General features: G+C 61.7%; 11 protein-coding genes. 4 read left to right on the forward strand and 7 right to left on the reverse strand.

The features are described 5' to 3' along the window. Positions 1 to 52: 52 nt before the first annotated feature. The 4 genes from GCT19_RS30190 (at position 53) to GCT19_RS30205 (ending at position 3,721) form a co-directional block, all read left to right on the forward strand. The gene (locus GCT19_RS30190; RefSeq protein ID WP_152853962.1) at positions 53 to 1,144 is read left to right on the forward strand and encodes an alcohol dehydrogenase family protein; all 1,092 of its coding nucleotides are present in this window, start codon (positions 53 to 55) and stop codon (positions 1,142 to 1,144) included. Between the two features lie 223 nt (positions 1,145 to 1,367). After that, complete coding sequence (locus GCT19_RS30195) at positions 1,368 to 1,793, forward strand: hypothetical protein (RefSeq protein WP_152853963.1); 426 nt, start codon at positions 1,368 to 1,370, stop codon at positions 1,791 to 1,793. A gap of 62 nt (positions 1,794 to 1,855) precedes the next feature. Continuing rightward, complete coding sequence (locus GCT19_RS43605) at positions 1,856 to 2,806, forward strand: 3D domain-containing protein (RefSeq protein WP_084598312.1); 951 nt, start codon at positions 1,856 to 1,858, stop codon at positions 2,804 to 2,806. Between the two features lie 510 nt (positions 2,807 to 3,316). Beyond that, positions 3,317 to 3,721, forward strand: coding sequence for a hypothetical protein (locus GCT19_RS30205; protein WP_018433301.1), 405 nt, complete (start codon positions 3,317 to 3,319; stop codon positions 3,719 to 3,721). Between the two features lie 56 nt (positions 3,722 to 3,777). On the opposite strand, the gene GCT19_RS30210 is transcribed toward GCT19_RS30205, so the two are convergent. From GCT19_RS30210 to ehuR, 7 genes are all read right to left on the reverse strand, one after another. Continuing rightward, positions 3,778 to 5,175 carry an aspartate aminotransferase family protein gene (locus tag GCT19_RS30210; RefSeq protein WP_018433302.1) on the reverse strand — a complete coding sequence of 466 codons (1,398 nt, stop codon included), beginning with the start codon at positions 5,173 to 5,175 and terminating at the stop codon, positions 3,778 to 3,780. Positions 5,176 to 5,219: 44 nt separating this feature from the next. After that, positions 5,220 to 6,743, reverse strand: a complete 1,524-nt coding sequence (locus GCT19_RS30215) for an NAD-dependent succinate-semialdehyde dehydrogenase (protein ID WP_018433303.1) — start codon at positions 6,741 to 6,743, stop codon at positions 5,220 to 5,222. A gap of 169 nt (positions 6,744 to 6,912) precedes the next feature. Continuing rightward, positions 6,913 to 7,404 (reverse strand): Lrp/AsnC family transcriptional regulator, encoded by a 492-nt coding sequence (locus GCT19_RS30220; RefSeq protein WP_018433304.1) that lies wholly within the window; start codon positions 7,402 to 7,404, stop codon positions 6,913 to 6,915. A 7-nt stretch (positions 7,405 to 7,411) separates the two neighbouring features. Beyond that, positions 7,412 to 8,437: a N(2)-acetyl-L-2,4-diaminobutanoate deacetylase DoeB gene (gene doeB / locus GCT19_RS30225; protein ID WP_152853964.1), complete on the reverse strand. Its 1,026-nt coding sequence runs from the start codon at positions 8,435 to 8,437 to the stop codon at positions 7,412 to 7,414. Between the two features lie 53 nt (positions 8,438 to 8,490). After that, on the reverse strand, positions 8,491 to 9,495 hold the full coding sequence (locus tag GCT19_RS30230; protein ID WP_152853965.1) for a cyclodeaminase: 1,005 nt from the start codon (positions 9,493 to 9,495) through the stop codon (positions 8,491 to 8,493). Continuing rightward, positions 9,492 to 10,523 carry a hydroxyectoine utilization dehydratase EutB gene (gene eutB, locus GCT19_RS30235; protein WP_018433307.1) on the reverse strand — a complete coding sequence of 344 codons (1,032 nt, stop codon included), beginning with the start codon at positions 10,521 to 10,523 and terminating at the stop codon, positions 9,492 to 9,494. Before eutB ends, GCT19_RS30230 begins: the two co-directional genes overlap by 4 nt. Positions 10,524 to 10,707: 184 nt before the next feature. Then, entirely contained in the window at positions 10,708 to 12,105 is a 1,398-nt protein-coding gene (ehuR, locus tag GCT19_RS30240; RefSeq protein WP_013092609.1) for a MocR-like ectoine utilization transcription factor EhuR, read from the reverse strand. Between the last annotated feature and the right edge of the window lie 256 nt (positions 12,106 to 12,361).

Raw genomic sequence — 12,361 nt, forward strand, 5'->3', positions numbered from 1 at the left:
CGTGCCCGCATCGACTCGCGAAGCACGATGCCCGATCCAACAAGAGGGAAACATGCTTCCGAAAACGATGAAGGCCGTCGTGCTGACCGGGCACGGCGGCCTCGATAAACTGGTCTATCGCGACGACGTGCCGGTGCCGGCCTGTGCGGCCGGCGAGGTACTGATCGATGTGACCGCATGCGGTCTCAACAATACCGACGTGTGGGTCCGTCAGGGCGCCTACGGCACCGACGACGACCCGCAAGCGGTATCTACGTGGCGACGCGGCCGCTCGACGCTGACGTTTCCGCGCATTCAGGGCGCGGATATCGTCGGACGCGTGGTTGCGGTGGGTCGCGGCGTCAGCGATGCGCGCATCGGCGAGCGCGTGATCGTCGACGCGTCGATCTACAACCGCGACGACGACAGCCTCGCCGATATCGATTACATCGGCCATGGCCGCGACGGCGGGTACGCTGAATATGCGGCCGTGCCATCCGAAAACGCGCATCGTGTCGACTCCACCTATTCCGACGCCGAGCTCGCAACGTTCTGGTGCGCTTATCACACTGGCGAGCAGATGATCGAACGCGCGGCCGTCAAGCGCGGCGAAGCGGTGCTGATTACCGGTGCGTCCGGCGGCGTCGGCTCGGCCATCATCCAGCTATGCCGCGCGCGCGGCGCAATTCCGTATGCGGTGGTCAGCAAAGGCAAGGAAGAAGCCGTGCTCGCGCTCGGCGCGCAAGGCGTGATGCTGCGCGACAGCGGCGATTTCATCGCGGACGTCGAACGGATGACCGGTGGCCGGCCCGTCGATGTGGTTGCCGATCTGGTTGGCGGGGCGCTGTTCGGCAAGCTGTTGAACGTGCTGCGGCCCGAGGGGCGATATACGACCGCGGGCGCGATCGCCGGGCCGGTCGTGCAACTCGACTTGCGCACGATGTATTTGAAGCAGTTGCAGTTGAATGGATCGTCGCAGGGCACGCGCGGCGCATTCAAACGTGTGCTCGACTATATTCAGAGCGGTACGATTCGACCGGTTCTCGCGGCGACTTATCCGCTGTCGAAGTTTCATGACGCGCAGACGCGGTTTATGGAAAAGCGCTTCGTGGGGAATATCGTTGTTATTCCGGATCGGCATTACGGCGACGAAGCTTCGCATTAACTCTCATTGCGATTAAAACACTGGCCGATGCGTTACGGCCCATCTCAGCCCTAGTTGCGCACACGTCATCTTGCGAGCCCGCCCCTCATGGCGGGTTTTTTTTCGCGCGTAGCAGTCGTCGTCAATGTTTTTCAAGACAGTCTTATCTCGATTTAAAACTGTTGACGTGATTCGTTTCGATGGTTAAGTATCCGACATCACCTGAAAGTTCTTGAGGAATCCAATGGAGAAACGGAATCAGGATGGCACTGGAAAGAAGACGCCGGACGAGGAGGTCTGCGACCTTTGTCGCATTACCTATTCGATCTACGCCAACTTCCCGCCGATGCCGTCGGCACAGGCTATGAATGCGGAAACCGGAGAGTTCTTTCCTTTTGATCGGCTGCGTTCGCTAGCAACCGGGTACGACATGATCAAAGCGCGAGGTTACGCATGGGCGTGTGATTGTCGCGGACGCTCACGGAAACGATTCGACGAGCAGTTCGTACTAAAAGATGGTACAGGCCGACCATTCGCGAACGCGCACTATCGGGTGCGTGTTGGCCCGAACGTCGTGGCAAGTGGTGTCACGGACGCTGATGGTCGTACGCAACGAATCAGTAGCATAGACGCGCGGCGGCTATCGCTTGAAATCAGCCGGGCAACATGACGCAAAGCGCGCGTAGCTGCGCCCAGAGCATCAAACCTTAAACTTCAACTGGAGAAGCTAGAATGCCGGACAATGCAAATTGGGTAACGGTTCACGACTCCGCATTTACCAACACAAATCCGGACTCATGTGTTGAAGTTCGGATTGCATCGAACCTCTTGTCATGGGAAATTCCGGACAACAGGTATGACGACAAGTTGCCTGTAATTCCATCGTCCGCGCGCGTGCAGCACGGAAAGATTCTGTACCGTATGCCGATCAAAGCTAAGGTTAAAAGCCTTGGCGGTCCGGCGCTTTCCGGCCGCACTATATCGATCAAGAGTAGCCGTATGAACGATACGGTACGGGTTGCGGGGCCAACCGATTGGAACGGTTGCGCGATGATCATTCTTGAGTCGCGCGAACCGGGAGACCTGACGTTATCGATAGCGGACGAAGATATAACGTCGGTTCCTCTTCCCATAACTCTGAAAGAAGCGTGGTATGAATCCGGTTTTCACATTACGCATTACATCATTGCGGACGAACGCGATGCGCATGGTCCCATGGTGCAAGCACGTGGCGTGTCTGGTAGTCACCGCCAAGATTTCTTATACGGAGCGGGCGGCGTACCAATGCAAGGAACGGGCGAAACGTTGGATCATCGGTTCATTCGCTGGAACGGCGGTGGCGGTGGATGGCATCACAACGCCGCCGGGAATCCTGATATCTTGAACAATCCCGCTCAAGCGCGGCTGAGTGAAACAGACGCTGCGCACGGTCGATTTGCCGATGTTGTCGCCAATCGCTCGATCGCTGTTGATCCCACTGTCATTCCCCCACGATCTCGCGTCTATATTACTTCTGGCAACGGTAGCCGAGTAGTCGGGGAACGATCCGCCGATGATACCGGCGGGGGTATTCGCGGCGCACATATCGACCATTTTAGTGGCCCCGGTAGCGCCGCTACACGTGCCTGGCAAGCATCTGGCGGTGATTTACAAAATGCGCGGGTCAAATTCCTGGGTTATTAAATGAAAAGACTGCTTCCGCTCCTGTTGTGTCTCCCGCTGACTGCTTTCGCGCTAGATGGTACGGGTTCAGTCGATTTCGATTCGTCTATCGTACCGCTATTGAATCAGAGCACGGTTTTAAGAGAACTCGTTCTTTGCAACTTCGATATCGTCAGCGATCCAATGGGAACGCGAATTGGAGACGTTCAATCGAAAGCTTTAGGGGGTTCCAGAATCGGGCCTTATTCGATGTGGGCAAACTGGCGCGGGAATTCAGGTTCAAAACCAGTGGTTCTGACGATAAACACGCGTATAGATTTTATCGACTCGCGTGGCAGGAAGGTCAATGGAAGTTTGCTTAAGGCAGTCCGCATTGAAGAGCATATCGATAGCGTGACGATAGGACCTGCGGAACAAGGGCAACCGGAGTCCGTTCCGGGAGGACTAAAGCACGGCATAGATTTAAAGGCATGCTCTTCCAGATCTTCTAGATCTTGAATCGTGAATAAAAGGATCTGTGCTCAAAGATTTATGGCTACGCTCGTCGGAGCGCTATTGATTCCGACCGCTTATGCGGATGGATCGGTCAGTTTTCGCGACGACATTGTTCCAATGCTCAAGGCGCGCGCTGAATTGGAACAGTTCATAACTGAAAAATTTTCAGTTACGGATACGGGATGGGGAAACAGGATAGGTAGCGCGACAATGCCGCATATGGGCGGTGCTCGGATGGGACCGTATAAATTTCAAGCCGTGTGGCATAGCTCCCACGGTGACGTCCCAGTTACGTTGACCATCGACACGAAGATCCGATTTCTCGACAGACACCGGCACGAAATCGTGGGCGGTGATCTGCGCGAAACACGATCGGTCATCGAAACCTTGGATTCTATCGAAATTGAACCGCCTCACACCTATTCCGCCCGAAGTAAATAAAAGCCCCAACCACAACCCACATCCCAGCAGCCGGGGCTTTCTCACACCTCAGTTCATCAAAGCGAAGCAGCCGGCGCAAACACCTGCGACGCCACCTCATCCACCGCCTCGCGCGTCAGCTTCACGATCTCGTCCACATCACTGCGCGACGTCACCAGCGGCGGCGCAAAGCCGAGAATGTCGCCATGCGGCATTGCCCGCGCGATCAATCCACGCTGCATCGCCGCAGCCGACACCCGCGGCCCGACCTTCAGTGCCGCATCGAACGGCGTGCGGAGATCCTTGTCGGCCATGAACTCCAGCGCGGCCAGCATGCCCTCGCCGCGCACTTCGCCAACGAGCGGATGCGAGTCGAACGCCGCATGCAATTGCTGGAGCAAATAGGCACCGGTTTGCGCCGCGTTCTGCGTCAGGTTCTCGCGCTCCAGAATGTCGAGGTTGGCGAGCGCCGCAGCCGCGCAGATTGGATGGCCCGAATACGTCCAGCCATGCCCCAACGCGCCCGATTCCTGCGATGCCTTATCGATCACATCCCACACGCCTTCGCTGACGATCACGCCCGACAGCGGCGCATACGCACTCGTCAAACCCTTCGCGACGGTGATCAGATCCGGCTGAATGCCGTAGTGCTGCGCGCCCATCTTCGAGCCGAGCCGGCCGAAACCGCACACCACCTCGTCGCAGATCAGCAGAATGTCGTGCTTCTTCAGCACCTGCTGGATCGCGGGCCAGTAACCGGCCGGCGGCGGTACGATGCCGCCCGTGCCCATCACCGGTTCGCCGATAAAGGCCGCGATCGTATCGGCGCCTTCCCGCGCGATCAGCTTTTCGAGTTCGTCGACGCAGTACGCGACGAACTGCGTTTCGTTCATGCCCGCCGGCGCGCGACGATACCAGTGCGGACACACGGTGTGCTTGACGCGCTCGACCGGCAGATCGAAGAACTGATGGAAGCTCGGCAAGCCCGTGAGACTACCGGTGACGATACCGGAGCCGTGATAGCCACGGTCGCGCGAAATGATCTTCTTCTTGTTCGGGCGGCCCTTCACGTTGTTGTAGTACCAGACGAGCTTGATCTGCGTTTCGTTCGCGTCCGAACCCGACAGGCCGTAGTACACCTTCTTCATGCCCTTCGGCGACCAGTCGATGATGCGCGACGACAACTCGATGATCGTATCGGTCGAGTGACCGACATACGTGTGGTAATAAGCGAGCTTCTTCGCTTGCTCGTAAATCGCGTCTGCCACTTCGGTGCGGCCATAGCCGATGTTCACGCAGTAAAGGCCGGCAAAAGCATCGATAAACGACTTGCCTTGATGGTCCTCGATACGGATGCCTTTCGCGCCGGTCACGATCCGGCCCGGCAGCGCGCCGCTCGCGTGATCGTGCGCGTGCGTCGACGGATGCATGAAGTGCGCGCGATCGGCGCTCAGCAGTTGATCGAATTTAGTCATGGGTCGCTCCTTCGTGTGATGTCTGGATGAATGAATCAGTAGGTTCAGGCCGTTGCGTCCGTCGCCATCGCGTGTGCCGCGGCACGAGCGGGGGCGCTGTCGCTGACCGGCAAGCCAAGCTGGCCAAGGCAGAAATAACGTGTCTCGACGAACGGCTCGAAGCCTTCGACGCCGCCTTCACGTCCAAGCCCCGACGACTTGATGCCGCCGAACGGAATCGGCGCGCCGGTAAACTTCGCGCCGTTGATGGACACCATCGCGAAGTCGAGTCGGCGAATCAGTTGAAACACGGTGTTCAGATCTTTCGCGCAGACGTAGGCGGCGAGTCCGTACTCGGTGTCGTTCGCGCGTTCGACCACTTCGTCGAGCGAATCGAACGGCGAGACCGCCGAGATCGGCGCGAAGTTCTCTTCGTCGTAGATGCGCATGCCGGGCGCTGCATCGGCCACAACGGTCGGCTCGAAGAACCAGCCGCCGCGCTCGTGGGGCGCGCCGCCTACCGTGATGCGCGCACCTTTCTCACGCGCGTCGGCGACGCGCTGCACGGTCGTGTCGAACGCGGCCTGGTGCATCAGCGGGCCCACGTCCACGTGCGGGTCGAATGCGCTGCCCACTTTCAACGCCTTCACGGCATCGCTGTATCGCGCGACGAATGCTTCATACAACGGACGCGCGACGAAGATCCGGTTCGCCGCGCAGCAGTCCTGGCCCGAGGTCTGGAACTTCGCTGCAACCGCGACGCGCACGGCCTGTGCGAGGTCGGCATCTTCGGTCACGATGAAAGGCGCGTTGCCGCCCAATTCGAGCGCCGTCTTCTTGATGCCTGCCCGTGCGGCCGTTTGCATCACCAGTGCCCCGACACGCGTCGATCCGGTGAAGCTGACCGAGCGCACGCGGCTATCTGAAACCAGCGTTTCCATCGCCATTTGCGGCTCGCCGAGCACGACGTTGAACACGCCTGCCGGAAAGCCCGCTTCTTCGGCGAGTTGCGCGAGCGCGAGCGCGGAGAACGGCGTTTCGTGCGCGGGCTTCGCGACCACCGTGCAACCAGCTGCCAGCGCGGCAGCGGCCTTGCGCGTGAGCATCGCGCAGGGGAAATTCCACGGCGTGATCAGTGCGGCCACGCCGACCGGCTCGATGATCGTGCCAAGATGCGCGCCATCGATATGCGTCGGAATCGTGCGCCCATTCAGGCGCCGCACTTCATGCGCGAACCATTCGACGAAGCTCGCGCCATACGCGATTTCGCCGCGGGCTTCGGCAAGCGGCTTGCCCTGTTCGAGCGACAGAATCGCAGCGAGATCCTGCTGATGACGCAGGATCAGCTCATGCCAGCGCAATAGCAGCGCCGAACGTTTGGCGACCGGCACCCAACGCCACGTGTCGAACGCGCGCTGCGCGGCATCGACCGCGGCAGTGATCTGCGCCGCGTCGAGCATCGGCACATGGCCGAGTACTTCCTGATTCGCGGGATTCTGCACTGCGACGCTCGCGGCGCTCGCGCTATGAACCCAGCGTCCATCCACGTAGCACAGCGATTTGAATAGGACCGGATGACCCAGCAACATGACGACCTCCTGTGTGCGATGTCTCTGCTATCACTGTAGGTCCTGATGCACTGCGGATTTTTTTGTTGTCGCGGTTGGAAGACTGCGTTTTTTCTGCAATTCGCCGCGTGGTTGATGCTTTTTTCGGGCGGGACTTTTGACCGTATTTCGACCGCATTTACCGCGCCATTCAACCGTTCTCGCCAATCGATTGTTCCGCCCAATCAGGCAGTCCTTCGGCGCCGCTTTTCACCACTTTCGTGACGATATAGGTGAAGTACTTTTCGATGCCCAATTCGTCGGTGAGCAACGTATCGATGAAGCGCTGATAGTGGTCGATATCGCGCGACAGCACGTGCATCACATAGTCGACGCCGCCGCCCGTCGCGAGGCATTGCACGACTTGGGGCGCGGCCGCGATGCGCTCCTCGAAGCGCCGCATGTCCGGCGCGGTATGACGGGCGAGCGTGACCTCGACCACCACGCGGCTGCCTTTGAACGCGCGCACCCAATCGATATCCGCGCGATACCCGCGAATCACGCCCTCTTCTTCGAGGCGCTTCACGCGCTCCCATGCCGGCGAAATCGACAGATTGATTTCTTCGGCGAGGCGCGACTTCGTGATGCGCCCGTCGCGCGCGAGAATGCGCAGAATCGCGAGATCGTAGCGATCGAATTTCATCGCGCGTTCAGACCGTTACCGGTATGCCACGTTCGAGCACGTCGGCGACTACCGCAACCGTATCGCCAATCCGCACGAGCCCCGGGAAATGCCGCGCGGCGAGCATGCCCGCGCGTCGCGCGCGATATTCGATCGGCGCCGCGCCGGTACGCTTCGCATCGTAAATCCGCGCGATCACCTCACCGCTGTCGACCATCTCGCCGAGGTCCTTGCACAATTCGAGCAGGCCATCGTGCTCGCTCGTCGTGTAGCAGGTGCCGTCGGGCATATCGAGCAGCGTGGTCGTGCGTGGTGCGTTACGACCCGACTCCTCGTGCTCGATGATGCCCGCATGCTGCAGAAAGCCGCGCACACCACGCTCGGTAATCGCCACGCTCTGCACCGTTGCCGTGCCACCGCCGCCAAGCTCGGTCGACACGAACACCTTGCCCGCTTCCTCGACGGCCGTGTCGTACAGGCCGACGCTATCGAGTTCGAGCATCCGCATCGAGTACGGCGCGCCGAACGCGCGCATTGCCGCTTCGCAGCGCGCCTGCTGCGTCGCGTCGGGCAGCACGTGAATCGCGGCGAACGGCACGAAGTCGAGCGTGCGGCCGCCCGCATGCAGATCGAGCACATAGTCGGCAAGCGGCAGCAGATAGCGCTGAAAATAATCGGCGATCTTCTCGGTCACGGTGCCGTCCGGCTTGCCCGGAAAGCTGCGATTCAGATTGCCGCGATCGATCGGCGACGTGCGCGTGCCCGCGCGAAACGCCGGAAAATTCATGAACGGCACGATGATCACGCGCCCGCGTACTGCACTCGCCTTCAAGGTGGCGGCAAGCTTCGACAGCGCGATCGGTCCTTCGTATTCGTCACCGTGGTTGCCGCCCGTTAGCAGCGCGGTCGGTCCCTCGCCGTTACGGATCACGGTGATGGGGATCATCTCCGCGCCCCACGCGGAGACGTCGTGAGAATGAGGCAGCTTCAGGAAACCATGCTGTTCGCCGTCGGCGTTGAAATCGACCGTCGGTTGAATCGGGGATGCCCGCATCTGTGCTACTCCTTCGTGAGCCGCTTGTGCGGCGTTTTACCGTTGGTCGCGCGTCATTTCAGCGGCGCGCCGTTGCCGAATATCGTTCCCGCCTTCGCCGCACGCGCCCGCTGCAACGCGAGCGCGGCAATCGCAGTGTCCTGCGCGCCGGTTCCGGTCAGATCGCAGATCGTCACATCGGTGTCGCTCGTGCGGCCCGCCGCCTGTTTTGCGATCACCTGCCCCAATTCGACGATCGCGGCATCGTCACGCATCGTGCCCGCGGCAATCGCGTGATGCAGTTCGCCGAGCACCCGCGTTTGCTGCGCGCGGTCGCACACGTAGCGCGCCGCCGCGAGCGCGGCCGGCGCGATTTCGTTCTTGTGTTCGGCGTCCGAGCCCATCGCGGTGATGTGCAGGCCCGGATGCAGATCGGCGGCTTCGATGAGCGGCGTGCGGCTCGGCGTCGTCGTGATCGCGACGTCGGCTTCGGCGAGCGCGTCGTGAACGCTGGCCGCGACATCGCATCGCACGCCGAGCGTGTTGTTCACTTCCGCGGAGAAACGCAGCGCGCTTGCCGCGTCGCGTGCCCACACGCGCACGTGTTCGACGCGGCGCACCAGCATCAGGGCGCGCAGTTGCAGGCGCGCCTGCTCGCCCGCGCCGATCACCGCGACGTGCGGCGTGTGCCCTTTCGCGAGCCAGCGCGCCGCGACCGCACCGGCGGCCGCCGTGCGTATCGCGGTCAGATAGCCGTTGTCGAGCAGCACCGCTTCGGTCAGCCCGGTCTTCGCCGACAGCACCAGCATCAGGCCGTTCAGGCTCGGCAGACCGAGCGACGGGTTATCGAAAAAGCCAGGACTGACCTTGATTGCGAAGCTGTCGAGGCGCGGCAGCCAGGCCGTCTTCACGTCGACTTCGCCGTTATGCGCGGGCAGATCGAGCCGCAGGATCGGCGGCATCGCGACCGCTTCGGTCGCGAGCGCGACGAAGGCGGCTTCGATCTGGTCGATGGCCGCGAGATCGAGCGGCACGAGTTTGCGAAGCTCGGCTTCGCCAAGGAGCGTGATCGAGGTCATGATGCGATGTGTGAGTTCAGTGACGGCGCGGCTTGCGTCGTTTCGTTGCCGACGATCCGCCGATGCAGATCCATATCGATGTTCGCGCCCGTCACGACGAGCACGAGCGGTCCGCGCGCGATGCGCTCAGCGGGCAGCGCGCGATCGAGCACCGCGGCAATCCCCACCGCCGCCGCGCCTTCGACGACGAGCCGTTCCTGCCGGTACGCATGCGCGATGCCGCGCGCGATCGACGCCTCGTCGAGCAGCACGGTTTCGTCGATCAGAGCGCGCGTCAGCGCATACGTGTAGCGGTTTTCGAGTCCGATGCCGCCGCCGAGCGAATCGGCGAGCGTATCGACTTCCTCGACCAGCACCGGCTGACCTACCGCCAGACTCGCGTGCATCGCGGCGCCACGCGCCATCGTCACGCCGGTCAAGCCGATCGTGGGACTGGTGGTTTTCGCGGCCAGCGCGATGCCGGCGAACAGCCCGCCGCCGGACAACGGCACGACGATGTTCGCGACATCGGGCAAGGCCTCGACGATTTCGAGCCCGATCGTTCCCTGTCCGGCGATCACGCGCGGATCGTCGAATGGCGGCACGTAGGCGTAACCTTCTTCGCTTGCGAGCCGCAATGCTTCGTGCTCGGCCTCGTCCTGGCTTTGGCCGGCTATCCGCACGTGCGCGCCGAGTGCGCGCACCGCATCGACCTTGTTAGCGGGCACGAGGCGCGACAGACACACGGTCGCGTCGATGCCGAGCGCGCGCGCCGCATGCGCGACCGCGCGGCCATGATTACCGGTCGATGCGGTCACCACGCGAGTGCAGCCTTGCTCGGCCAGTTGCGCGAGCGCATTGGTCGCGCCGCGCAGCTTGAAGCTGCCGGTCGGCTGCACGGTTTCGAGTTTCAGATAGACCGGCGTGCCGGCGTGCGCCGACAGGCTCGGTGATTCGACGAGCGGCGTACGGCACACGCGACCGTCGATACGGTTGCGCGCGCGGTAAATGTCGGCTAACGACAGATCGGCTGACGATGGAACGGACATGCATGAGGCCCTGCATCAAAGAGGTCGATTCGCTATTCGATGCGGGCACGGCTGTCGCAGATAAACGCAGTGATTCGCGGCCGCATCTCTTTCCATGCAGCCCAGTCTAGTGTTCTAAAAATGGATTTTTATTGTCCTAGTTCATTTCGGTCCGTCGCGCTGCGCAATTCGCGCACCTTCCTGATCAGGTGAAATCGTGCACCTGCGGGTACTGCTCGAACACATCGCGCATCGTTTCGAGCGCGCCTTTATAGGTGTCCTCGCTGACTTCCGCGCCGACGCAAACCCGCACTGCATTAGGCCGATCCGCGTCGCGCACGAGAAACGGATCGGGCGACGTCACCGCGATGTCGCGGTTGCGCAGTTCGCGCACCAGCCGGTCGGTGCGCCAGTGGTCGGGCACCCGCAGCCATGCCGATAGTGCCTGCGGATGCGCACCCAGGACATATTTACCGAGCGTCTGTTGCAATTGCGCCTGACGCCGCCCGAGCCGCTCGCGCTGAATTTCGACGAGCCGCGCCGCGGTGCCGTCTACGATCCAACGCGTGGCGACCTCGGCCATCGGCGGCGTCGCCATCCAGCTGCTCACGCGCAGCACGCTCTCGGCGCGCAGCGCGAGCCGGCGCGGCGTCGTCATATAGCCGATGCGCAAACCGGCCATCACCGACTTCGTAAAGCTCGTGCAGTAGAACGACAGATCGGGAATCAGGCTCGAAATCGGCGTGGAATGTTTGGCGGGCAAGGGCCCGTACACGTCGTCCTCGATCACGTACACGCCATAGCGCTCGGCGATTTTCGCAATTGCGCGACGCCGCGAATCGGGCATCAACGCGACGGTCGGATTGTTCAGCGTCGGCGTGCAGACGAGCGCAGAGATGCGCTCGCTGTCGCACATCTCCTCGAAGTGTTCGGGGTGAATGCCGTACTCGTCGATTTCGAGGCCCTTCAGCGTGAAGCCGAGCACGTTGGCCGAACCTATCACGCCGTGATCCGTCAGGCTCTCGCACAGCACGGTATCGCCCGGTCCCACCAGCGAAGCGAGCGCGAGAAAGATGCCGTGCGCGGCGCCGTTGGTGACGAGCAGCGTATCGGCCGACGCCGGCATGCCGAGCGACGCGAGCCACGCAATGCCCGCCTGGCGATGATGCTCGAAGCCGGCGATCGGCCGGAACGCGCGAATCCACGGCTGATCGTCGAGCGTCGACAGCGTCGCGCAGATCTTGCGCCACATCGCATCGTGTTCCGACGTGTGAATGATGCGCGCGATCGAAAAATCGACCACCGAGCGCTCGGCCGTATCGAGCATGTAGCTCGACATCGTTTCGGTGACGCGCGCCGCGACGAAGCTGCCGCGCCCCACCTCGCAGCGGATCAGTCCTTGCCGCTCCAATTCCTTGTACGCGTTGGTCACGGTCTGCACGCTGATCGCGAGTTCGGCCGCGACGTCGCGCTGCGGCGGCAGGCGCGCGCCCGGCGGCAGCGACGTGCTCTCGATGTCGCCGGCAATCGCCTTGACCAGCCGCTTGTATTTCGATTCCACGCCGTGCACCGCGCGCACGGCCTCGCGCCACTCGTCGATCACCGCTGCTCCTCCGTTTATGGTGACGCCGGCTCCGTTCGAAGTCGTGTCGTGTTGCCTGATCTTCCATAGTGAGGCAAAAACGGGGCGGAAAATAATTGTCCTAGAGCAATTGGGGCGAAAAAACGGTAGTTCGTCTCAGCTTCCGCGGTCGGGGTATGTCGCGCGGTTTCCGCGAGGTGGCGTGCGGTGGCAGAGAATTGGCCGCCATCGCAAGGCGTCAGTCCTATCATTCAACCATTCATAATTCGCGAATCGC

This window comes from Paraburkholderia atlantica (genome assembly GCF_009362785.1).
GTDB classification, from domain to species: domain Bacteria; phylum Pseudomonadota; class Gammaproteobacteria; order Burkholderiales; family Burkholderiaceae; genus Paraburkholderia; species Paraburkholderia atlantica.